The 23,544-nt window shown below is 44.0% G+C and carries 28 protein-coding genes; 6 read left to right on the top strand and 22 right to left on the bottom strand.

Going from position 1 to position 23,544, the window contains the following annotated elements:
* Positions 1–47 precede the first annotated feature (47 nt).
* Entirely contained in the window at positions 48–842 is a 795-nt protein-coding gene (locus tag ICN36_RS09740; RefSeq protein ID WP_216228154.1) for a peptidylprolyl isomerase, read from the top strand.
* A 19-nt stretch (positions 843–861) separates the two neighbouring features.
* Here the strand turns inward: ICN36_RS09740 and ICN36_RS09735 are convergent, their stop codons facing one another.
* From ICN36_RS09735 to ICN36_RS09720, 4 genes are all read right to left on the bottom strand, one after another.
* Positions 862–2,016, bottom strand: coding sequence for an MFS transporter (locus ICN36_RS09735; RefSeq protein ID WP_216228153.1), 1,155 nt, complete (start codon positions 2,014–2,016; stop codon positions 862–864).
* Between the two features lie 12 nt (positions 2,017–2,028).
* Positions 2,029–3,141, bottom strand: coding sequence for a chorismate synthase (aroC, locus tag ICN36_RS09730; protein ID WP_216228152.1), 1,113 nt, complete (start codon positions 3,139–3,141; stop codon positions 2,029–2,031).
* A 43-nt stretch (positions 3,142–3,184) separates the two neighbouring features.
* Positions 3,185–3,640 carry a CBS domain-containing protein gene (locus tag ICN36_RS09725; RefSeq protein ID WP_216196353.1) on the bottom strand — a complete coding sequence of 152 codons (456 nt, stop codon included), beginning with the start codon at positions 3,638–3,640 and terminating at the stop codon, positions 3,185–3,187.
* A 79-nt stretch (positions 3,641–3,719) separates the two neighbouring features.
* A complete protein-coding gene (locus ICN36_RS09720) occupies positions 3,720–4,568 on the bottom strand; it encodes a YhjD/YihY/BrkB family envelope integrity protein (protein WP_216228151.1) in 849 nt (282 codons plus the stop codon).
* Positions 4,569–4,590: 22 nt separating this feature from the next.
* On the opposite strand from ICN36_RS09720, the gene wrbA reads away from it, so the two are divergent.
* From wrbA to ICN36_RS09700, 4 genes are all read left to right on the top strand, one after another.
* A complete protein-coding gene (wrbA, locus tag ICN36_RS09715; RefSeq protein ID WP_216228150.1) occupies positions 4,591–5,199 on the top strand; it encodes an NAD(P)H:quinone oxidoreductase in 609 nt (202 codons plus the stop codon).
* 17 nt (positions 5,200–5,216) lie between these two features.
* On the top strand, positions 5,217–5,600 hold the full coding sequence (locus tag ICN36_RS09710) for a DUF2069 domain-containing protein (RefSeq protein WP_216228149.1): 384 nt from the start codon (positions 5,217–5,219) through the stop codon (positions 5,598–5,600).
* A 2-nt stretch (positions 5,601–5,602) separates the two neighbouring features.
* Positions 5,603–7,018 (top strand): FAD-binding oxidoreductase, encoded by a 1,416-nt coding sequence (locus ICN36_RS09705; protein ID WP_216228148.1) that lies wholly within the window; start codon positions 5,603–5,605, stop codon positions 7,016–7,018.
* 90 nt (positions 7,019–7,108) lie between these two features.
* Positions 7,109–7,294 (top strand): hypothetical protein, encoded by a 186-nt coding sequence (locus ICN36_RS09700; RefSeq protein ID WP_015420997.1) that lies wholly within the window; start codon positions 7,109–7,111, stop codon positions 7,292–7,294.
* Between the two features lie 59 nt (positions 7,295–7,353).
* On the opposite strand, the gene ICN36_RS09695 is transcribed toward ICN36_RS09700, so the two are convergent.
* The 3 genes from ICN36_RS09695 to ICN36_RS09685 are packed head-to-tail and all read right to left on the bottom strand — an operon-like array spanning position 7,354 to position 9,253.
* A complete protein-coding gene (locus ICN36_RS09695) occupies positions 7,354–8,256 on the bottom strand; it encodes an alpha/beta fold hydrolase (protein ID WP_216228294.1) in 903 nt (300 codons plus the stop codon).
* A gap of 50 nt (positions 8,257–8,306) precedes the next feature.
* A complete protein-coding gene (locus ICN36_RS09690; protein WP_216228147.1) occupies positions 8,307–8,570 on the bottom strand; it encodes an EF-hand domain-containing protein in 264 nt (87 codons plus the stop codon).
* Positions 8,571–8,578: 8 nt separating this feature from the next.
* A complete protein-coding gene (locus tag ICN36_RS09685; protein WP_255531289.1) occupies positions 8,579–9,253 on the bottom strand; it encodes a DUF3313 domain-containing protein in 675 nt (224 codons plus the stop codon).
* A 24-nt stretch (positions 9,254–9,277) separates the two neighbouring features.
* On the opposite strand from ICN36_RS09685, the gene ICN36_RS09680 reads away from it, so the two are divergent.
* Positions 9,278–9,571, top strand: a complete 294-nt coding sequence (locus tag ICN36_RS09680; protein WP_216228145.1) for a hypothetical protein — start codon at positions 9,278–9,280, stop codon at positions 9,569–9,571.
* Between the two features lie 364 nt (positions 9,572–9,935).
* Here ICN36_RS09680 and ICN36_RS09675 read toward each other — a convergent pair whose 3' ends face one another.
* The 15 genes from ICN36_RS09675 to urtB form a co-directional block, all read right to left on the bottom strand.
* A complete protein-coding gene (locus ICN36_RS09675) occupies positions 9,936–10,952 on the bottom strand; it encodes a linear amide C-N hydrolase (RefSeq protein ID WP_216228144.1) in 1,017 nt (338 codons plus the stop codon).
* 54 nt (positions 10,953–11,006) lie between these two features.
* A complete protein-coding gene (locus ICN36_RS09670) occupies positions 11,007–11,693 on the bottom strand; it encodes a MarC family protein (protein ID WP_216228143.1) in 687 nt (228 codons plus the stop codon).
* Between the two features lie 274 nt (positions 11,694–11,967).
* Positions 11,968–12,531, bottom strand: a complete 564-nt coding sequence (locus ICN36_RS09665; RefSeq protein WP_216228142.1) for a carboxymuconolactone decarboxylase family protein — start codon at positions 12,529–12,531, stop codon at positions 11,968–11,970.
* A 930-nt stretch (positions 12,532–13,461) separates the two neighbouring features.
* Complete coding sequence (gene ureG / locus ICN36_RS09660) at positions 13,462–14,082, bottom strand: urease accessory protein UreG (RefSeq protein WP_216153336.1); 621 nt, start codon at positions 14,080–14,082, stop codon at positions 13,462–13,464.
* A 12-nt stretch (positions 14,083–14,094) separates the two neighbouring features.
* Entirely contained in the window at positions 14,095–14,787 is a 693-nt protein-coding gene (locus tag ICN36_RS09655; protein WP_216228293.1) for an urease accessory protein UreF, read from the bottom strand.
* Complete coding sequence (ureE, locus tag ICN36_RS09650) at positions 14,777–15,373, bottom strand: urease accessory protein UreE (RefSeq protein ID WP_076024339.1); 597 nt, start codon at positions 15,371–15,373, stop codon at positions 14,777–14,779. The genes ICN36_RS09655 and ureE overlap by 11 nt, the downstream gene beginning before the upstream one ends.
* Positions 15,374–15,381: 8 nt before the next feature.
* Positions 15,382–17,085, bottom strand: a complete 1,704-nt coding sequence (gene ureC, locus ICN36_RS09645) for an urease subunit alpha (protein ID WP_216228141.1) — start codon at positions 17,083–17,085, stop codon at positions 15,382–15,384.
* Entirely contained in the window at positions 17,085–17,423 is a 339-nt protein-coding gene (locus ICN36_RS09640) for an urease subunit beta (protein WP_216228140.1), read from the bottom strand. The genes ureC and ICN36_RS09640 overlap by 1 nt, the downstream gene beginning before the upstream one ends.
* Positions 17,420–18,052 (bottom strand): HupE/UreJ family protein, encoded by a 633-nt coding sequence (locus tag ICN36_RS09635; protein WP_216228139.1) that lies wholly within the window; start codon positions 18,050–18,052, stop codon positions 17,420–17,422. Before ICN36_RS09635 ends, ICN36_RS09640 begins: the two co-directional genes overlap by 4 nt.
* An 11-nt stretch (positions 18,053–18,063) precedes the next feature.
* Positions 18,064–18,366: an urease subunit gamma gene (locus ICN36_RS09630; protein WP_071539400.1), complete on the bottom strand. Its 303-nt coding sequence runs from the start codon at positions 18,364–18,366 to the stop codon at positions 18,064–18,066.
* 18 nt (positions 18,367–18,384) lie between these two features.
* Positions 18,385–19,290, bottom strand: coding sequence for an urease accessory protein UreD (locus tag ICN36_RS09625; RefSeq protein WP_216228138.1), 906 nt, complete (start codon positions 19,288–19,290; stop codon positions 18,385–18,387).
* A gap of 5 nt (positions 19,291–19,295) precedes the next feature.
* Positions 19,296–19,988, bottom strand: a complete 693-nt coding sequence (urtE, locus tag ICN36_RS09620; protein WP_011903038.1) for an urea ABC transporter ATP-binding subunit UrtE — start codon at positions 19,986–19,988, stop codon at positions 19,296–19,298.
* A 2-nt stretch (positions 19,989–19,990) separates the two neighbouring features.
* The gene (urtD, locus tag ICN36_RS09615; RefSeq protein ID WP_215361610.1) at positions 19,991–20,788 is read right to left on the bottom strand and encodes an urea ABC transporter ATP-binding protein UrtD; all 798 of its coding nucleotides are present in this window, start codon (positions 20,786–20,788) and stop codon (positions 19,991–19,993) included.
* On the bottom strand, positions 20,785–21,927 hold the full coding sequence (urtC, locus tag ICN36_RS09610; protein ID WP_216228137.1) for an urea ABC transporter permease subunit UrtC: 1,143 nt from the start codon (positions 21,925–21,927) through the stop codon (positions 20,785–20,787). Before urtC ends, urtD begins: the two co-directional genes overlap by 4 nt.
* A 1-nt stretch (position 21,928) precedes the next feature.
* Complete coding sequence (gene urtB / locus ICN36_RS09605; RefSeq protein ID WP_216228136.1) at positions 21,929–23,512, bottom strand: urea ABC transporter permease subunit UrtB; 1,584 nt, start codon at positions 23,510–23,512, stop codon at positions 21,929–21,931.
* Positions 23,513–23,544: the final 32 nt, after the last annotated feature.

Below are 23,544 nucleotides of genomic sequence, written 5' to 3'. Positions count from 1 at the left end.
CCTGTCTTAAAATAGCCCTACCTTCTTCACTTAATAACTAAATTACCATGCTCAATACACGTCAAATTTTCTCAATAAGCATTCTTAGCGCCGCCCTTCTCTCCGCAAATGTGATTGCACAAAATGCGGTAATCGTAAATGGCAAATCTATACCTAAAGCTCAATTAGACAAATTAGTGCAACGCTCTGGTCAACCTGATAATCCACAAGTTCGTGATCAGGCTCGTGAAATGTTGGTAACACGTGAATTGGTTTTACAAGAAGCTGACAAGCGTGGCGTTATCCAAAAAGAAGTAGTTCGAGAGCAGCTTGAGCAAGCGCGTATGGGCGTATTGGTTGCTGCTGTATTTGAAGACTATGTTGAAAAAGAAGGTGTTGCAGAGGCCGATTTAAAAGCTGCCTATGAATCCGTTAAAGCGCAATACACAGGCAAGGAATATCACGTAGAGCATATCTTGGTGGAAAAAGAATCTGATGCAAAGGCAATTACTGCTCAATTAAAAGCCGGTGCAAGCTTTGAAGATATTGCGAAAGCCAAATCACTTGATCCAGGCTCGGCTAAAAATGGCGGTGATCTTGGCTGGGTTAGCGATAAAGCTTTAGTCCCTGAGTTCTCTAAGGCAATGGTTCAGCTTAAGAACGGTCAAGTCACTGAAAAGCCTGTGAAATCACAGTTTGGCTGGCACATCATCAAGACGGTTGATACACGAGATGTTAAAGCCCCAAGCATGGAAGAGTTGAAGGATCAATTAAAACAAATGATCATGTCTGATAAGAACTGGCAAAAGGCCAAGTTCTCTGAGATGATGCAAAAACTGCGCTCTAAAGCAAAAATTCAATAAGAGGGCATTAAAAGTATTATCAAGCGGGGTTAGTTCGCGGTCTCAACTTCTGGATTGCCATACCCGCCAGTCCGCATGCAAATGCAGACATTACAAAGACATCTCTTGGTTGGGATGCTTCCCATATCCAGCCGGCACATAATCCTCCAAGCGTGCCACCCAAACCATAAGAAATAGTGGCCATTAAGGCCTGGCCTCTGGCTTGTAAGGGTCCAGTAAACCAGCGCTGTAAAAGTTTTGTAGCAGCACTATGGTGGGCAGCGAATGTTCCAGCATGCAAGAGTTGCGCCATAATCAACACCGAGGTGAGTGGTAAAAAGGCAATCAAAACAAAGCGAACCACTCCGATTCCAAAGGCAGCCTGCAATATCACCTCGGCATCAAGCTTACTCAAAACCTTGCTTTGGAAGTAAAAGAAAATAACTTCTGCCGTGACGCCTAAAGCCCAGAAGAGCCCAATCTGAAATTTATCGTAGCCTAGATCAGCAAGATATAAAGAATAGAAAACGTACAAAGCAGCATGAGCAAAGATCATAAAGAAACCAGACAATAAGAACCACCGTACATCTGGATTAAAGAGAACCACCATAAGTTCGCCCTTCACCATTTTGCGACGCTCCATCTTTGGCTCGTGCAGGCAAAAAGTAATTACGGCTAAGGCTAGCAAAACAATAGTGCCAACAATTGGATACATTGCAATCGACTTACGCTGAAATAACTCGCCTGCAGCAAGCACCATAACAATAAAACCAATAGAGCCCCAAAGACGTAAACGGCCATAGCGTTTATCAAAGGAGTTGTCCTTAAAAAGTGCATGAATCGTAGCTGATTCACCTAGAGGCATTAAGCTACTGAGGATGGTGTGCAGTACAAACATCCAGATAAAAAAGCCAACATAACTTTGCAGAAAATAGATACATAAGAAAACAACTGCAGCAAGACAGGCACAGATTCGAATAATGCCAACCCGATTAGAGAGATAGTCTGATAGCCAACCCCAGGAGAATGGCCCAATAATTCTGGTGATCTGTAGCATAGACATTAATGCTGCAATCTCAATGACGCTAAAACCTCTGTCTAAAAAAAAGAGGCTGGCATATGGAGATACCAATCCAACATAAGCAAAATATAAAAAGAAAAAGGACCCGAAGGCCCAACGAAGTGATGGCGTCATCTAATAAACCGGTTAATCGCGGTAAGCGCCTGGTTGAGCGCCCGGAATAGAGGCGACCTGCGTAACATCAGCACACTGAGCGCGATGACGCAATGCGTGATCCATCAAAACAAGAGCCAGCATCGCTTCTGCAATGGGAGTAGCGCGAATGCCAACACAAGGATCATGTCGACCCTTAGTTTGAACGGTAATTGGATTGCCATTTAAGTCAACGGATTGCTTGGGGCTCATGATGCTGGAAGTTGGTTTAATTGCAATTGAAACGCGCAAATCCTGGCCGCTACTAATGCCGCCCAGGGTGCCGCCCGAGTTATTGCTTGCGAAGCCATCAGGATGAAGCTCATCCCCATGTTCGCTACCGCGCTGTGCTACTGATTTAAAGCCGGAGCCAATCTCAACTCCTTTAACTGCATTGATGCCCATCATGGCATGTGCAATATCGGCATCCAATTTATCAAATAAAGGCTCGCCTAGGCCAGCAGGAACATTGCGAGCACGAACTTCTATACGTGCACCACAAGAGTCCCCTGCCTTACGCAAAGCATCCATATAGCTTTCTAGCTGTGGAATTATTTCCGCGTTGGCGGCAAAGAAAGGGTTTTGCTCAATCTGAGATTCATCTTTAAAAGGAATTTCAAGTTCGCCCAATTGGCTCATGTAGCCATAAAACTCAGTGCCATATTTCTCGTGAAGCCATTTTTTGGCAATCGCTGCAGCTGCAACAACAGGAGCCGTTAAACGAGCAGATGAACGACCGCCACCTCGGGGATCACGAATTCCATATTTATTTTGGTACGCATAGTCTGCATGGCCAGGGCGGAAAGTCTGCAATATATCGCCATAATCTTGACTGCGCTGATCTGTATTACGAATCAACAATGCAATAGGCGTTCCAGTGGTCTTGCCTTCAAATACACCGGAAAGGATTTCAACCTTATCCTCTTCCTTGCGTTGCGTGACATGTCGTGAAGTGCCGGGCTTTCGGCGATCCAAATCGAACTGGATATCGGCTTCAGACAAATTCATACCGGGTGGACAGCCATCGACAACAGCCCCGATTGCGGGACCATGGGATTCGCCAAAAGTGGTAACGGTAAAAAGGAGGCCTAAAGAATTTCCTGACATACCAACATTATGTCATTTGTCAGCAAATGATGGCTGGAAGAGACTAGGATGCTGCTTTTTCGGTATCTTCCGGCCAATCGCGAATGTAGGCCTTGAGCATCGTATTTTCAAAGTCTTGGGCCTCTACTACCGATTTTGCAACGTCGTAGAAAGAAATAACGCCCATGAGCATTTTTTGGTCAACTACCGGTAAATATCGGGCATGGTCAACCAACATCATGCGGCGGACTTCATCGATCTCGGTTTCCATATTGCATGTCAAAGGCTTTTGATTCATTACAGAATTAACCTGGAGCCCTTCTAGCTTGCCGTGATGTTTGGCTAAAGCAGCGATAACTTCCCTGAAAGTCAGGATGCCGACCAGCTTGTCGTATTCCATAACTACTAAAGACCCAATATCGTGTTCGCTCATGACAAGAACTGCAGTTTGCAGCGCAGTATCAGGGGCTACCGTAAAAAGAGTGCTTCCCTTAACGCGTAATATGTCGCGAACTTTCATTTGGTCTCCACAAAAACAATGTACTTAATGCTCAATATAGACTCAAGACCTCTTTGAATCAATAGCTTAGAGCTAACTTTTAGTAACGAATAACCCTAATGACACCGTTACGGATGTCTGGCAAATTTGCAACTAGAACTGCTCCTGTCAGGGTAATCCACCAGGTTAAGTAGATCCACGTTAAACCCAGAGGGAGGATGGCAAAAGCGCCATAAACTGTTTTGTAGAAGGCGGTATGACTTAAGAAAATAGCAAATCCGAATTTCATTAATTCAAATGCAAGCGCAGCAACCAGGGCACCAGCAAAAGCATCGCGCCACAAAATCTTTGCATACGGAAGTATTTTGTACACAACCGCATAAACAAGAATCGCTAAGCAAATTGGGGCAATTGTTGCGACTAACTGAAAGCCAACGGATACGGCGCTAATCCACCCTTCCGAGGCGCTAAATAAAACACCACTTAAATAAATCCCAATACCTAACAGTATTGGGCCCAAGATTGTTGCCGCACTATAAATCGCAATCTTCTTATATAAAGGTCGGCTGGAAGTGACTTTGAAGATTTGGTTAAAGGCACCCTCAATCACAGCCAGTGTCATGATCGTTGTAATAATCAAACCGGCCAAACCTACATAAGTTAAGCCTCTTGCTTGGGAGGAGAATTGATCTAAATATATAAAAACCTGCTGATTAATACCCCCAGGCATATAAGTATCTAAAAGCCATCCCTTAAAAGCATTTTTAACCTGAATTACGCTAGGAAGGTAGCCAATCAAAATGGTGGCAATCGTCAACATAGGAACCATCGATAGAATGGTCGTAAAAGCGAGGCTAGCCGCAATTTGCTTCAAATTTTGGCCACGGTTACGCTCCCAGATCTCTTTAGCCAGGGAGAGCCATAATTGGGGGTTACGAATAAGGCGCATCGCCGTATCATAAGAGATCAATATGAGCCAACACGATATTTTAGTTTTGTACTACTCCCGTTATGGTGCAACCAAGGATCTAGCACGCCTGATTGCCGAGGGCATAGAAAGCGTTCCCGGGGCAAATGCCCGCTTACGAACCGTACCCCCAATATCCACGGTTTGTGAAGCTACGGAAGCTGCCGTACCCCAAGATGGCGCTCCATATGCTGAATATTCAGACCTTCAGCAGTGCATAGGTCTTGCCTTAGGTTCACCTACCCGTTTTGGCAATATGGCCGCCCCTATGAAATATTTTTGGGATGGGAGCTCTTCTGAATGGCTCAATGGCGCCCTCATAGGAAAACCTGCCTGCGTTTTTACTAGCACTGGCAGCATGCATGGAGGTCAAGAAAGCACTCTTCTAACGATGATGATTCCCCTGCTTCATCACGGCATGTTTCTCATGGGTATCCCCTATAGTGAACCGGATCTCATGTCTTCCAATACAGGCGGCAGTCCCTATGGAGTGACTCATCTTGCCCACGCGGACGGACGTGCACCTATAAGCCCTGAAGAGCAGCGTCTAGCAAAAGCACAAGGAAAGCGCTTGGCCGAAACTGCATTAGCACTTCATTTAAATAAAAAGTAAGGCACCAAGTGTTCATCATGTTTAAAAAGATTCTAGAAAAAAATCCTTACCAACTGATAGCTACAGCTGCTTTTATTGATTTATTTATTCTGTGCGTCTGCTGGGAGTGGTTCGTTTCACCCTTACGCCCTGGTGGCTCTTGGTTAATTCTGAAAGGAATACCTTTGCTATTTGCTATTCCGGGGATATGGAAAGGCAAGGTTTACACCATGCAGTGGGCCTCCATGTTGATATTGCTTTACGCGCTTGAAGGGTTGGTTCGAATTTTAGAAACAGGCGCTAACTTTTGGCTCGCAGCACTTGAAACCCTTCTCTCAATAATTGGTTTTGTCTGTTTGCTGATGTATTTGAAGCCAATCAAAAAAGAGGCTAAGGCTCTAAAGAAACTTTCAGCAAAGTAAGCATGCAAAACTTGATTGACCAACTGTCTTCGGTTCTAGGGCAAAAATATATCCTCACTACAGATGAAGATAAAGCGCCCTACTTAACAGACTGGCGCAAACGCTACACCGGAAAGGCTTTAGCAGTTCTATTGCCAGGCAACATTTCGGAGGTATCAAGCATCGTCAAGCTCTGTGCTGAAAATCAAGTTGCTATAGTTCCTCAAGGGGGTAATACCGGCTTTTGTGGTGGCGCTACACCTGATAGCAGTGGTAAACAAGTCATTCTCAATCTAAAACGCATGAACCAAATTCGTGAGATCGATGTAGCCAATCAAACTATTACGCTTGAAGCGGGTTGTATTTTGCAAACGGTACAAGAAAAAGCAGCAGAGCAAGGCTTTTTATTTCCATTGAGTCTTGGTGCTGAAGGTAGTTGCATGATCGGTGGCAACTTAGCAACCAATGCCGGCGGTACAAATGTTCTGCGCTACGGCAATGCACGAGATCTGTGCTTGGGTCTAGAGGTTGTCACAGCCAAAGGCGAAATCTGGAATGGTCTCAAAGGATTGCGCAAAGACAACACTGGTTACGATTTACGTGATTTATTTGTTGGTTCTGAAGGTACGTTAGGCATCATCACTGCAGCTGTCATGAAGTTATATCCCCTGCCGATTTCACAATGGACCACATTAGTTGCATGTGAAACTATTTCCTCTTCAATTGCGCTCTTAAATTTATTTCAAAAACGTGCAACCTCTTTGCTAACTGGTTTTGAAATGATGACTCAAGAGTCTCTTGATTTAAATGAAAAGCACTTTCCCCAAATGGCAAACCCTCTACAGGGAAAGCCGCCTTTTACGATTCTGATAGAACTCTCGGATCATGAAAGCGAGGACCATGTAAGACAACTGCTTGAGACTATCCTTGAGGAAGCTTTTGAGTCTCAGTTCATTAGTGATGCGGTCATTGCAAGTAATTTAAGTCAGGCGAATGCTTTTTGGCACATGCGTGAACACATTACACTTGCCCAGGCCGAAGAAGGCGCCAACCTAAAACATGACATCACCATCCCCTTGTCCTCTCTAGATAGCTTTATCAAAGAAACAGATGCTTTGATGAGAAATAGGTACCCAGGCATCAGAATCATTAATTTTGGCCATTTGGGTGATGGCAACCTTCACTACAACATCGCTCCGCCCATAGGTGTTGATGCCAGGATCTTTAATGAGAACAATGAAAAGCCAATACATGAGCTCATCTACGCACAGGTAGAACGCTGTAATGGGTCCATATCAGCAGAACACGGGGTTGGACAGCTTAAATTGGACGGTCTAAGGGCTCATAAAGGTGAAGTAGCCCACGAGCTCATGATGACGCTAAAAAGAGCCCTAGACCCTCAAAATATCCTCAATCCACATAAAGTTGTCTCGATTTAGAGAAAACAGCAGTTTTTTTACTTAATATTTTGTAATTCATGTCATCTCGACCACATTTTCAGGCGTTGTATGGTCATGGAGGTGACAAATATGTCAACAAGACTCAAACGTTGGGCCCGCGCAATTCAACAGATCGACTTGTCCAAAAGGACGCCTGAAGTAGCTATTGGCTATTTGGATAGCAAATATCGCGATATTGCATGGCGATATATCCGAATCCTAGGCTTTGAGCGCACCATTAGCTTCATGGCTAGCAATAATTTTCACCCAGAGTGATCGTTAAAAAACCCTAAATAATCGATTTATTTAGGGTTTTTTGTTTTATCCGCAATAAATCAGCGGGTCAAGCTAAAGAATTCCTTAGCTTTTGCTATCAGTAGCTCTGGAACCTCTTCGGGGATGTAGTGTCCGCTAGGTACCGCCTTTCCCGAGACCTCGGAAGCCACTTCCTTCCAGTCATCTATTGGCTTAAAGCATTTATTCACTAAGCCATGCTCGCCCCAAAGTACTTTTATGGGCATTTTCAGCTTCTTGTTAGCATCACGATCGGCACGATCATGAATAAGGTCAATGGTAGCCGCAGCACGATAGTCTTCACACATCGCATGCATACTTTGCGGATTACTGGCTCCAGCTAAATATTCCGCCCATCGCTCTGGTGAAAATATTCCCGTTCCCGCATGACGACCCATATGATTTTTGAGCCAAAACTCAGGATTGGCTCCAATCAACGTCTCGGGAACTGGTTCAGGCTGAATCAAGAAGAACCAATGCCAATAGCCTTTAGCAAACTCCATTGTGGTGTTGTCATACATCTTTAACGTAGGAGAAATGTCCAAAACCATTAATCGCAAAACACTTTCCGGAAAATCCATTGCCAACCGATGAGAAACTCTCCCCCCTCTATCGTGGCCGAGCAAGAAGAATTGATCAAATCCTAAACTCTGCATCAATGCATGCTGATCAGCTGCCATAGCTCGTTTTGAGTACGTAGAGTGATCTGCCTCTCTATGGGGCTTGGATGAGGATCCATAACCTCTTAGATCGGCAGCAACCACTGTGAAGTGTTTAGCCAATTCAGGCGCCACTAGACCCCAGATTGCCTTGGTTTGAGGAAAACCATGGAGCAGCAGCAAAGGAGGACCGCTACCGCCGATTAAATAGGAGATTTCAATTGAACCATCTGCCGTAACAGAAGAAAACTTTTTAGATTCAAAACCTGGAAAAGAAACAGCCATCATTTACTCAATAAAGAAGAGCCCCCTAAGAGGCCCTTGTAATTAAAAGATTACCTACTGGCCATAGCCTGAATTTCGGCCACAGTCACATATCCCTTATTTGTAGAATCAATGTAACTAAAGTGATCATAGATCCTAGGCATACATCCCTTGGCCTCTTCCTTGGTCAGTCTGCCATCGTGATTAGTATCACATTTGGCAAAACGCTCAGCAATCTCTTTATCGCGTGAAGCATCATCTGCTTGGGCAATGAGCGGAACAAGCATCAATAAATTTAAGCCAAAAAGGATAACGAGCTTAGAAAGTAATTTCATATGATTTTTTAATTACCAGTTGGTGTTGGCATTGCAGAAGTTTCCATTGCGGATCTAACAACCTTCTTTGCCATGGCAACAAATGAATCAGCAGATCCCGAATTGGTTCTAAATGATTCGCCTTGAACAGTAATGAGGCCTTCACCTAGCAATTGTTTTGATTGGCTATCCGTAATCTTACTTTCCACTAAAAGCGCTGGAGTTTTAGAGTTCACACCACCTGCATAAGCAGCCGCATTCATAGCTAAACCAATTGGTGTGAAATTCCAGGGCTGCAAGCTGTCTGCAGAGCTTTCAGCGCCGGTAATGCCAACCGATACACGTGCAACTCCAGGACCAGGCTGAGTAACGATTCTGATGGTTCCACGTGCATTGACTGCCTCAACCATGGATGCTTGTAATGCGGCCTTCGCTTTATTAATCACATCAATGCTCACATCTTTAGTTGCGCTTTGATTCAGATAAATCGGATCAAGAATTACAGATGTATATGCGCCAGGATTCACGCCTGAGATGCGATATCTCCATATGCGAACATCCTTATCACTAGTTGCCATTGGAACCAAAAGATTGTAGTCGGGCAAAAATCCCGATCTAGGCATTGATTCTGTTGCTAATTTTGGCGCATTGCTACACGCCGCCAAAGTAATTGCGGCAACTAAAGAGGCCAGCAATATGTTCATTTTTTTCATCATTAGTCCGAGTGTTTGGTTGAAATAGTTAAAAGACTAAATTTATTAGAGATCATCATACCCACATCTGATCAATCTGGAGCTGGGCAAGGTAATGTTCCGCCCGTCTTTTTATGGATTTGGGGTTTGCAATCGCCTTGCGATGAAGTCGATTTAGCTGCACTAGTTGCTGCTGGCATTGCAGTGTTTGATGTGGAAGTAACGACAGATGTTGCGCCCACAGCAACTGGAGCAGAAGAAGAGGAAGAGGAAGAAGAAGTATTTGGTGTTGGCGTAGGCTTTGCCGGCGCAAGCCCTACCTCTCTGTAAAACGCTTTATCTGAACCGGGACATGGCATTAAAGTACCAGTTTTTGGGTTCACAACATCTTTACATTGGGGGTTGGCCTCAAGACGGGCCTCTAATTTGGCAACCGAGCATGCAGAAGCTAGAAAAAGAGTCCCAAGAACTAGGAAAGCAACATTAATTATTCTGATATTCATCGGAACATTCTAAGGCAAAGAAGCAGATGAAAATAATTGTGCAGCTATAACTTCACCCAGGCTACCTATGGCAGGCTCAAAACAACCCAAAGCAGACTCTTAGGACAAAAGAGAAAGACGCTTTTACAAACTTCACGCCAAGATTTAGCTTGATGGAAGTGCGTATACCGTGCTTCCATCAAGGCACCAAGTTATTGTGTTACAGAATCTGCTAGGAAGGTAAATGGCTCTGCAGCAACAAATTGACTAGCGGCATTACCTGCATAGTACTTGCCGCCCGCCACTGCTAATTTTTTAACTGGGGCACCATTTGAAAAATCAACATCCTTAAAATCAACCCAAAAAGTATTTGGCGTAGTAGCAGAATCAAAGTAATAAATCATGTTGCTTTGATCTGAGATTGTTCGCCAGATACTAGAAGAAATATTAGGCTTATCGGGAGTAGTAATCCCCAAGGGAACTCCTATTGATCTCAATACTCCCATTAAAGAAGCTACAGCCTGATACTGAAACTTCTCCTCAGGCACTGAAGTAATATAATTTTTATCAACCGCCGTAGGAATGGCTCCAATAAAATAGGATGTCCTCACAAAACGGTCTGCTGCGCTAATGGTGCCAGGTAAGAAGGTGGCACCACCAATTTGCTCCCAGTAAGCATTCAATGCTAGCTGTTGATCGTAAGTCGGGGAATTGGTCATCACCTGAAATGCTTTACTGTGATGAATCACTAATTTTCCACCGATATATTCGCAAATAGCAGAGTCACCACTCGCATCAGATATAGACATGTGTTGACTGCATGGGCGCCCATTAGGCAGTATTGGGGCCAAAATTCTAAAAGGCTCAGATTGAAGGGCCGCTACCGCTTCAGCTACGGTTGCATAGTTATCTAATGTGTATTGGATCCAAGTTGAAATACAAAGCGGAGGCTTGCCTTCAGTAGTTCCGTAATCTGACTCCGCTAGGTATAGCATGTTTGCAACTAATCCTTTTTCATTCATGCCATCTGCGCTTCCCATGTTGTATCCAGCAACGATCACGCTTCCATATTTAGAAATCCACTCTGGAGTACCTGCGCCACCGGCCCCATTACGAGACATCCCTTTAGGAAAAAGCCAAAGATCACTTTGCATATCTTGACCCCAATCCATTGAGCGCCCAGTTAAAACAGTGTTGTTTTCACCTAGGTAAACTACTCTTGTACACATAGCTATCTCCGAAAAGTTAATTACAAAAAAATTATGAAATAAAAAGATAAAGAATTAATGCGCTGAAATCACTTTATTTAAATCTACTGAAAAACCACTAATACCACCTAAAAAAATCTGCACTCCAATAGCTAGCAAGATGAAGGCAAAAAGACGCATTAATACATTGGTGCCATTGATGCCAAATACTCGTTGAATACCAGAAGACTCACGGTAGATAAAATAAATAGTAAGGGACAGTGCAAAAAGTGCCGCTACCGTACCTACGACAGCAGGTAGTTCATTGATAAGATTAAGGCTTTTACCGTCTTGATACGCAGCTACTAAGGCAATTGCGGTTGCAATAGAGCCGGGGCCAACTGTTAGAGGCATTGTTAGCGGGAAAAAGGCGCTCCCTGCAGATGTGTCATCTGTAATACCCGCCGATCCACTGGCGCCCTTATCGGATCCACTTTTCTGATTCAGAAGATTCCAGCCCATTGCAATAACTACTGCTCCCCCAGCTAGCTTGAGTGCTGGAAGTGAAATACCAAAAAACAATAGCAGTTGAGGGCCAATTAACATTGAAGCTAACAACATGAAAAAACAATTAATACTCACGCTTCTCGCTAATTTATTGCGAACGGTCTCAGAGCACCCTTGAACCATATTGAGAAAAATAGGGCCGTCCCCCAAAGGATTGATTACCGGAAAAAGTGCGGCAAATACAGTGACAAAACTAGCAAGGGCGATCGATAACATGTTTATCCGTTGTGTTTGAGGATGGATGACTACAAATAAATCAACATATGAATATCATAACAATAATTCTGGGATAACCGCTGTAATTAATTACACGCCCAATTGCGAATTAAAAGATGAGATTTAATGGTTTATTTATGGCCGATTTGAGACCTTGGTTAAGCATTGAATAATGAAAAACTACCCGAAGGTGATTTAAAGACCCCAGGAAATTAGCAACCCTTAGCTAATAAGTCCACCCCATTAATCGAGGTGAACTACTTACTAAAAGTTACTAATGACCTTGTTTGTAAAATTGAGTGGCACTGTCTTTTACCTCGTCTGATTTAGGGATATCAAGATCAAGCTTAAATACAGTTGCAATTCGACCGGCCATCCAGTAATAGCCAATCACGTCAACAATTTCCACAAGTTCTCGATTTGAGAAATTCGTCAGGCTTAATTGAAATACATCATCGGAAACATTAGGATTACTGAGGACAGCTAATGAAAACTTCATAGCAGCCAACTCCTTAGGATTGAAATTAGTCTCGGTAAACTCCAGCTTTTGAATGGCATCTATTTGGCCCTCTGTGACACCAATCAGCTTGGCGGGAGTGACGTGTTGAACCCATTCATACTGACATTGATTTACTTTGGCAGTAAGTAATATGACTAATTCACGAATATGAGGGGTTAACTCCAATGCGGCATAGTGATCTGCACCAAGACTCATCACATCCTTGATCGTACCTACTGAATGTGACCAAACGTTAAAAAGATTTAAATTAACTTGTTCAGTAAGCTTTGCAATGTCAGCCGGCAAATCACTTGGATTCGGGTTTGGAATTCTGTTCATTCAATACACCCTTCTTAAATTAGTTCGATACACGCTGGAGAAAATGAAATTTTTTTCTGAAAACAGTTCTAATATACACAATGTATATGCTGTTTAAGAGTCCTCATTGGCAACCTCTTAGGAACATCCGCTTTTGGTGCTAAAGGCTGCTCTTGACCGATCTCCGCCCCCCCCTGTACCCCCAATTACCCTGTTTATAACGTCCACAAGCAAGCCAATAGGAGCCATCCAACCGTCACGTAACCGGACATCTCCGAGTCGGGTCAAACCGTCGCCAAATAACAAGGGACAAAATTGATCTGAATTGCCGATAGTCCACCAGGATCCACGACGCTAGACCAAGGTGAGATATGCGCTAGCCAAGCCCTAGCCAGGATTAGGTCAATCGAACACAATTATCCAGCCTACTTTTATATGAAGATTTGGCCTGCCCAGCACGATTCGAACGTGCGACCTACGCCTTAGAAGCTTTAAAAATGAGCTAAATCAATAGCAGAAACAATGACTTAAGCCTTACTAGATCAGGCGTGGCATACGCATCGAGATCATTGGAATCATGTGGAATTCAATAGTTTTGATATGGCATCTACAGAAGTGAAGTCAGTTAAACCGACGCTGGATGGTGTCTTGTTACGTGACAGTCAGTTACTCTGCATCGCCCGACCCACCAGTTATACAAAGGGATCGCAGAAATGTGGTCCCTTTTCTTTTGGCTATTTGGAATGTGTTGGCAACTGTGTGGACTCAATAGAAGATCTATTGGACCGTGATGAGCGGGGATGGTCTACGCTGATTGACCGTGAGCGTCTCGAAACACGACAGTTTGTCGGTTTACCCGACAAACTGGGCAATGCCCCCATTTCGAGTTACTCAAAGCAACATCAATCTATCTTAAGCAGATATTCAAGAGTGATGAGGTTCTGGAAAGGCTTAACTTGATAACAAACCTTTTTTCTCAATAAACTCAATAATTCCTTTAAGCCCATCGCCTGACTTTATGCTACCCATAATAAATGGTCGATCACCACGCATCTTTTTGGCGTCTGACTCCATTATGGGTAAGGAGGCTCCAACATAAGGTGCAAGATCGGTCTTATTGATTACCAATAAATCAGAGCGTGTAATTCCAGGCCCGCCTTTACGAGGAATCTTTTCCCCTCCAGCTACATCAATCACATAAATCGTCAAGTCAGAAAGCTCTGGGCTGAAAGTTGCCGCTAAATTATCACCACCAGACTCAATAAAAATAATATCTACATCTGGATACTGATTCTGCATACGGTCAACGGCTTCTAAATTGATAGAGGCATCCTCTCTAATGGCGGTATGAGGGCAACCACCTGTCTCAACCCCCATGATTCGCTCTGGATCTAAAGCGCCTGCAACAGTAAGTAAACGCTGATCTTCTTTAGTGTATATATCGTTGGTAATCACTACCAAGTCATACTGATCACGCATTGCTTTACAAAGCATCTCGAGCAAAGTTGTCTTGCCTGAACCTACAGGGCCACCAATACCAACTCTTAAAGGGGGATTTTTTTTAGTTCTCATTATTTCTTTTGTCTATGAACGGAATAATCGGGAATACTGAGTCTCGTGCCTGGAAGAAAGGATAGCCAACATTGGTGAAAAATTGTCAACCATCGATAAACCAGATTTAGCTCTTTGTACAGCCTGCTCAACCATTTCAGGAACAAGCAAGCGAAGCTTTGTTAAGGCATGCTGCCCTGCTACTTGACCCAGCGGTATAGCTTTTAAAGAAGCTGCTACTTGGTTTTCTATCCATGAGAATGCATAAGCTGCAAGCCCATTCTTTGACTGTATATTTAGATGAAAACAGGCATAGCTATGGGCCGTCAATAATGACAAAGGTTTGATTGCGGATAATTTAGTAAGGTATTCGCTACCCCAACCCAAAGACTGAGCAATTTGCAATAAAGACCAACCCATCTGCTCAGTTTCTGATCTGAGCTCTGAGGTTTCGCGACTGGCTAAAAAATAGTCGTTCAGACTTTGGGCGGAATCAATATCATTTTTTGCCCATGCCTCATAACTGAGAAGCCAAAGTGGGGCTTCAGATCTGACAAAGACGCCTAAAAATACATCTTTTATCCATGCTTCTGCAGTAAGAGCATCGTTTACCAAGCCAGAATCAATGGCAGCTTCTAAGCCCTGAGAATAGCTATATCCACCGATTGGCAATGCTGGTGATGCCAACTGCATCAATGCAGTGATTTCGTTTAGATCAATGCTCATGTGAATGATCATGATCGCCGTGATGATGGTGAGAGCATCCAGGCCCATGAACATGTGGCTTCTCATGTTCGGCATACACTTTTTGAGCTAAGGCATAGTCACTATCAAATGTCTCAGCATGACTATGGCGATGTCCACCTCCATACGCACCTGTTTCAGGCTCAAACGGGGCAAATTCATGCTTAGACTCCAACCCCAATTGATGAATCATGCCCTCTAACACTGAGTCAGGCTCAATCCTCAAGAATCCCAAGCCCACCTGAACAGGAATATGTCGATTACCTAAGTGGTAAGCAGCCCTCATCAGCTGATGTGCGTCGGTAGAGGCAATTGTTATTACCTCTTGATCCGCCGCGGAGATTCGAATCATGGATCCATCATCTGCAATCAAAATATCATCACTTGCCAGCACATTACCTCTTGGCAGAAAAAAGTGTGCCTCGCGACCATCGGAAAGTATTTCTGAAAAACGGCTTTTATTGCGTACCTCAAATGGCAACTTTAGTTCGAGCGCTCTAGCAATAACTGCTTTGGCTAAGCCCTGTCCTTTGGGGATGATTTTCTCAACGCGAATTGGTTCTGACATAATTTTTCCTAGAACAAGAAATATCGTTGAGCCATTGGTAATGCTTTTGCTGGCTCACAAGTTAATAGTTCGCCATTTGCTATCACTTGGTAGGTTTCTGGATCTACGGAGATATTTGGCTGCCAATCGTTGTGGACCATATCTGCCTTGGTGATAGATCGACAATTCTTTACCACCTCAACTTGCTTCTCTAATCCATAAGCATCGCGAATATTGGCATTCATAGCCGATTGAGAAATGAAAGTTAACGAGCTATGACGTATCCCTTGGCCAATGCCCGCAAACATATTTCGGTAATGAACGGGCTGCGGCGTTGGAATAGATGCGTTTGGATCGCCCATAGCCGCTGCCGCAATAGACCCACCCTTTAATATTAATGAAGGCTTTACGCCGAAAAAGGCAGGCTTCCAAAATACTAAATCCGCATACTTACCCACCTCAATAGACCCAACAACATGAGAAATGCCATGGGTAATGGCAGGATTAATGGTGTACTTAGAGATGTAACGCTTGACTCGGAAGTTATCGTGACGATTTGCATCACCCGGAAGCAAACCACGCTGTACTTTCATCTTGTCAGCAGTTTGCCAGGTACGAATAATTACCTCACCCACACGACCCATCGCTTGAGAATCTGATGAAAGCATCGAGAAGGCGCCTAAGTCATGCAAGATATCCTCCGCAGCGATTGTTTCACGACGAATGCGCGATTCTGCAAAGGCAATATCTTCAGCGATAGATGCATCAAGATGATGGCACACCATCAGCATATCCAAATGCTCATCTAATGTATTTACCGTAAATGGTCTGGTAGGGTTAGTTGAGGATGGCAATACATTTGACTCGCCACACGCACGAATAATGTCGGGGGCATGACCGCCGCCCGCGCCCTCGGTGTGATAAGTGTGAATAGTGCGCCCCTTAAATGCAGCTAAGGTAGTTTCTACAAATCCAGACTCATTTAAAGTATCGGTATGAATTGCCACCTGAGTATCAGTTTCATCAGCAACACCCAAACAACAATCAATCGCTGCTGGCGTAGTCCCCCAGTCTTCATGCAACTTCAATCCAATTGCGCCTGCATCAACTTGCTCTCGTAATCCAGCTGGCAAGCTAGCATTGCCTTTACCCAATAGGCCAATATTCATAGGATATGCATCGATGGATTGCAACATTCTTTGAATATGCCAAGGACCAGGCGTACAAGTAGTTGCAAAAGTACCAGTTGCTGGGCCCGTACCGCCACCAATCATGGTGGTCACTCCAGACATTAGGGCCTCTTCAATTTGCTGCGGACAAATAAAGTGGATATGAGTATCAATACCACCCGCTGTCACTATCATTCCTTCGCCCGCAATAATTTCGGTACCAGGGCCAATGACAGAAGTAATCCCCGGTTGAATATCTGGGTTACCAGCCTTACCAATATTAGATATTCTGCCATTTTTAATAGAGATATCAGCTTTGATAATGCCCCAGTGATCAATGATTACCGCATTGGTGATAACAGTATCGGCACAGTCCTTTGACTCGCGTTGACTTTGGCCCATACCATCACGAATGACTTTACCGCCGCCAAATTTGACTTCTTCGCCATAGATAGTGAGGTCCTTCTCAACCTCAATCATGAGGCCGGTATCCGCCAGTCTTAAACGATCACCTACAGTAGGACCAAACATTTCAGCATAGGCTTGACGACCAATCTTAGCCATTAGAGACTCCCCATAACGCGGCCAGCAAAGCCATAAATCTTCTTCTCACCAGCTACCTCTACAAGCTCAATAGTGCGCTTTTGACCTGGCTCAAAACGCACAGCAGTACCTGCAACAATATTTAATCGCATGCCCTTCGTTTTATCGCGATCAAATAACAGGGCATCATTTACTTCAAAGAAGTGAAAATGGGAACCTATTTGAATAGGACGATCTCCACTATTAGAGACTTCAATTGAAAGTGTTTTTCGGCCAACATTCAATTCAATATCCCCAGACTCCACAAACATCTGCCCCGGAATAAAGCGTTGGCTGTTTGCACTTGATGGTGTACTCATGTCGAAGCTCCACCAAGCAGCGCAAAGGAAAGTTGACTGATTAATACCCAGCCATATATCACACTAGCAAACCCAGTCACTCTTGCAAAGATCGCTGTCTTGTCCCTAAGGAGCTTGACCAATAGAGCACCTGATAAATGCAAGATCCCTGTCGCCAAAATCAAGCCGGCCATATCTTGTGCTACCAAGGAGGCTCCAAGGGAACCATTTGAAAATAATGCAACGTGGGCAAACCCATGAAATATTCCAAAACAACCAATTAAGGCGAGGGTTGCATTACTGGAGTACTGGCGCTGTACAAGCAACAATAATCCCATTGCAATTACAGAAGCAGCGATTCCAAACTCAAAGATATGAAGAGGTAAATTACTTAGGCCAGTAAATACCCCAAGACACATGCCTAATATAAAAACACAAGGTCCAAGCCAGATTTTTTTCAGCATGAAAGCACTCCAAAATCCTACGAGCACAATAACTAACAAATGATCAAAGCCACTAAATGGATGCATCAGACCCGATAGAAAACTAACCGAAGTTTCATGTCCTGGGTGGGCATAAACCAAATTTGAAGATAGAACTCCGATCAATCCAACAAAAGCTAACAATATTTTTTTTATATGAAGACTCATTTGTATTGCTCCTAAACAATCGGGTTATGAACTGTGACTAATTTTGTTCCATCAGGGAATGTTGCCTCAATCTGAATATCTGGAATCATTTCTGGCACCCCTTCCATGACATCCTCACGTCCTAGTATGGTTTGACCTTCGTGCATCAGTTGTGCGACCGTTTTGCCATCGCGAGCACCCTCCATAATCGCAGCGCTAATTAAAGCGACTGATTCCGGATAGTTCAACTTGAGGCCTCGAGCCTTTCTTCGCTCCGCTAAGAGTGCCGCTGTGAATATTAGTAATTTATCTTTTTCGCGTGGAGTTAATTCCATATCTCACCTATAACAATCCTAAGAAGCCCAAAGCCGTAATGGCTGAGCTGGCACACCATGAACTATCGGTCTTAATTTGGACCATACATCAATCATAAAATTTCTAGCTATCTCCATATCATTAGAGACTGCCCTCACCAAAAAGACGCCTTGTGGCATCAACGTCACCCCAGCCCGTAATGAATCAGTCCAAGGCATCATCTCAGCAAAGGTTTCAACTAAATTAGCTGAGCACCTTGGTCCTACGGCCCATAGAGTTGCACAAACAGGCCAAGACCCTAGTTGAGGTAAAGATCTGGAGTATTGATCTTCGGCATCTATATGCCCGTTCTCGATCCAAATTAACTTTCCATCACGCCTTATTTCATTGAGCATATGAATGTGGCCACTAGACCATTCCTCGCCAGAGGCATGGCGTCCTAACATCAGGGCGTCCCAACCAATAAATGAAGCATTCGATGAAAGGCTCATCCTGGTAATAACGTTAGAGTTTGCGCCTTTAAAAAAAAGATTCTCTTGAGGTAGCCAATCTAATTTTGCATTCTCACCCAGCTCAAATTGAATATTTTGAGTAGCAGGATTTTTAAATGATTTGTACCATTTAGTGGCACTTGGAGTAGATAGAACCACATGACTACCCTTACCAACAGCAACCTGGATATCTAAGGTATCTCCGCCTGCGATACCTGCTGGCGGGTGAATGATGACCGTGTGGCAAATATCATCACCTTCGGGATATAAAGCTTTTTGAACTCGCAGTGGCCCCTCATGCAAACTTTTCTTTAATACAGTGCCAATTACAGTGCGCTCATAAGATAGGCTCAGTTTGGCTAGCCAACTAGGACTTAGAGACCTAAATAGCTGTTTTACTGCGTTATCTGGAGCCAAAAACATGTGGATAAACCATTTCAGTGAATTCAGCATCCACTTTAAACCGAAATCATCTCCTGAACACCATTGAGATCCATATCAGCACCTTTGCCTTGCGCGACGACTTCACCGCGGCGCATCACGATATAGTTATCTGAGAGCTCTTTTGCAAAGTCGTAATACTGCTCTACTAATAAAACAGTGATGCCCATCTCATCGACTAATTTACGAAGACAGCGCCCAATGTCCTGAATGATAGATGGCTGGATACCCTCGGTAGGCTCATCCAAAATGATCAACTCTGGCTGAGACATCAATGCACGCCCAATTGCTAACTGCTGTTGTTGGCCACCTGACAAATCACCGCCCCGACGCGCCTTCATATCCGACAGAATTGGAAATAGCTCGTAAATATATCCAGGGATATTTTTTGGGCTTGAGAATTTTGCCGCTCCAATGAGCAAGTTTTCTTCGACTGTGAGTCTTGGGAAAATTTCTCGACCCTGAGGAACATAGGCAAATCCACCGTCCACCCGAGACCACGGGGGTAGATTGGCCAATTCTTTTCCATCCCAAGCAATCGAGCCAGTCTTTACTTTCACCACACCCATAAGCGATTTGAGCAAAGTGGTTTTGCCAACGCCATTTCGCCCAAGCAAACTGGTTAATTGACCTTTGGGGACTTCAAAATTCACATTACGCAAAATATGGCTTCCGCCATAATATTGATTGAGATCTTTGACGATAAGCATGATTAACGCCCTAAATACGATTCGATTACGCGTTCATCACGCTTTACTTCATCCAAAGTGCCCTCGGCTAGAACTGAACCTTCAGCCAATACAGTCACCTTACCTTTTGGACCCGCTAAAGCAGCAACAAATTCCATATCATGCTCAACTACCATCATCGAGCATTGACCACGTAATGAATTTAGAAGCTCAGCTAAGCGCATTGTTTCTTCGTCCGTCATCCCTGCAACGGGCTCATCAAGCAATAACAGCTTGGGCTGCTGCATTAGAAGCATACCAATCTCTAAGCGTTGCTTTTGACCGTGAGAAAGAAGGCCGGCTTCACGATAAGCTTCTGACTCTAACTGTGTAAGGGCAAGCACTGATTCCATCAAACGACGGCCCTCTAGATCTACTTTAGCAATCAAGGAGTGATGCCATGATTTATCTCCAGCCATTGCCAATTCAAGATTTTCCCAAACAGGGTGATGCTCAAATACCGTGGGCTTTTGAAATTTACGGCCAACGCCAATTTGGGCAATTTGTGGCTCGTTCATGGTCATAAGATCAATGGTCGAACCTAAATAAACGGAGCCATCAATATCGGCAATGTTAGAACGAGTTTTACCGGTAATGACATCCATTAAGGTAGTCTTACCGGCGCCATTGGGCCCAATCACACAGCGCAGTTCGCCGACATCAATCGTCAATGACAATTTATTAATGGCCTGAAAACCGTCAAAATTGACCGATAGATCATCCACATAGAGGATTCCAGTATGAGAAGTATCGATTCCCTTCTCAAGAAAGTGAGCGCTCATTTTGACCCACCCTTCTTAACAACCAATTTGTGATAGATACCCAGCAATCCATTCGGTAGAAACAAGGTCACCAATACAAACATCATTCCTAAGAAAAACAGCCAATATTCTGCAAAGTTAGTGGTAAAAAAACTCTTAGCCCCGCTCACCGCAAATGCGCCAATAATTGGACCTAGCAAGGTGCCGCGGCCACCTACTGCTACCCAGATCGCCATCTCAATCGAGTTTGTTGGAGACATCTCTCCAGGATTAATGATGCCCACCTGCGGAACGAATAAAGCTCCAGCAATGGCGCATAGGATGGCAGATAGAACCCAAATAAAGAGTTTGTAACCTAAGGGGTTGTACCCACAAAACATCAAACGAGATTCTGCATCCCGTACCGCTGTAATCACCCTTCCCATTTTTGAGGTCACCAGGGCTCGGCAAAGAATAAAACTGCCCAACAGGACTAAGAAGGTAACAATGAAAAGTGTGACGCGAGTACTTGGCGCGCTGATGGAGTAACCCAATATCCGCTTAAAGTCCGTGAAACCATTGTTGCCACCAAAGCCCGTTTCATTCCTAAAGAAAAGAAGCATAGCGGCATATGTTAAGGCTTGGGTAATGATGGAGAAGTAAACCCCTTTAATTCTGGAGCGAAAAGCAAAGTATCCAAACACCCAAGAAATCGCTCCAGGAACCAGAATCAACATCAAAAGCATCCACCAGAAATGATCGCTCCCCTTCCAGAACCAAGGCAACTCTTTCCAGTCTAAGAAAACCATGAAGTCAGGTAATTCGCTTTTGTATACACCTTCAGTTCCTATCTGGCGCATGAGATACATGCCCATGATGTAACCGCCAATAGCAAAGAACAATCCATGCCCCAAACTCAATATTCCGCAATAACCCCAAACCAAATCAAGCGCTAAGGCCGCAATTGCAAAGCACATAATCTTGCCAATTAAACTAAGCGCATAAGCAGACATGTAGAACATACTAGTCTCGGGAACCAGCAAAGAAAATATTGGCACACCAATTAATACGCACAGTGTCAATGCTGCTAAGGTAATATAGGCACGCTTACTGAGTATGGATTCACGCTCAGGAATTGACAAACTAAAGCTAGACGAAGGGGCAAGCTTTCTAATATCCATATTAATCAATGCTCCTGCCTTTTAATGCGAAGAGGCCTTGAGGACGTCTTTGGATAAAAATAATAATGAACACTAAGATGGCAATCTTGGCTAATACAGCGCCAATAAATGGCTCTAGTAGCTTGCTGGTGATACCCAAGCCAAATGCACCATAAATGGTGCCTGCAAGCTGACCTACGCCACCGAGTACCACCACCATAAATGAATCAACAATATAGCTTTGACCAAGATCAGGGCCCACGTTACCAATCTGGGAGAGGGCTACACCTCCAAGACCGGCAATGCCTGCGCCAAATGCAAAGGCATACATATCCACGCGCACTGTTTTGACACCCACGCATGCAGCCATAGTCCGGTTTTGAGTAACTGCCCTGACGAAAAGCCCTAGACGAGTTTTGTTTAATACTAGCCAAGTCACGATTACTACCGCAATCGCAAAAGCAAAAATAATGATCCGGTTATAGGGCACAACCAAGTTAGGTAGTACCTGCATGGCACCAGACATCCACGTTGGATTAGCCACCTCGACATTTTGAGCGCCAAAAATAGTTCTGGTCATCTGAATCATCAGCAAACTGACGCCAAAGGTGGCTAATAAGGTTTCTAGCGGACGACCATATAAAAATTTAATGACCGTTCTTTCGATCAAAATACCCACTAAGGCGGCAGCAATAAAAGCAACCGGCAAAGCGAATAACAAATACCAATCTAAATAGCCAGGAGCATATTGCCTGAAAAATCCCTGCACAACATAAGTTGCATAGGCACCAACCATCAGGAACTCGCCATGCGCCATATTGATGACGCCAATCAAGCCATAAGTAATCGCCAAGCCCAAAGCGCAAAGTAACAAAATACTTCCATAACTAAACCCAGCGATCACATTACCCAGGATTTCGCCGCTAAACTCAGACTTCTTAATTTTGGCTAAAGCCTTTTCAGCCGCCTCTTGCACTGGGCCACCCTCTTTTGCCAAAGGCGCCAGCAATGCAGCAACTTGTGGATCACCACTATCGCCTAAGAGTTCAATTGCCTTTAGTTTTGATTCTTGATTGTCAGATTGCAAAGCAAGGAGCGCCCAGAGCTTCTGTACTTTTGGCTTGAGCGCAGGATCCTTTTCGGTAGCCAGTAAGTTTTCAACCAATGGGAAGGTGTCTGGCTCGGGATCCTTGATTAAAGAGTCAACTGCCTTAGCGCGAATCTGTGGATCTGCAGAAGCTAGCTGTAAACCTAGCAAGGCATTATCAACTTTACCGCGCAGTTGATTATTCAGAATAACGTCTTGCAGTTCATCCGGCTTGACTGAAACACTTAGTCCGGTTAAGGGATCTAAATATTGATCGCCCTTTTGAACTACAACACCTTGAGGTGACAAGAAAAGGCTTTCTGCACTGAGAGCCTGAAGAATTTCTAAGGCTTCGGGACTACCTTCTTTAGATAAATTTTGGACCACTTTAACTTTGGCATCAAAGTTATCACTAAACAGGGGCTTTAAATCTGCAACATTAATTTTTGCAAAAGTAATCCCACATGCCAATACACAAGCAGCAGAAAGGATTAATTTTGAAAAAATTGGAAATTTCATGGTTATTGTGAAAACCCTCCCCCAATTGAGGG

This window comes from Polynucleobacter sp. UK-Gri1-W3 (genome assembly GCF_018881595.1).
Classification (GTDB): Bacteria; Pseudomonadota; Gammaproteobacteria; order Burkholderiales; family Burkholderiaceae; genus Polynucleobacter.
Note: the sequence above shows the minus strand (reverse complement) of the source record. Positions and strands in the feature narration are given on the sequence as shown.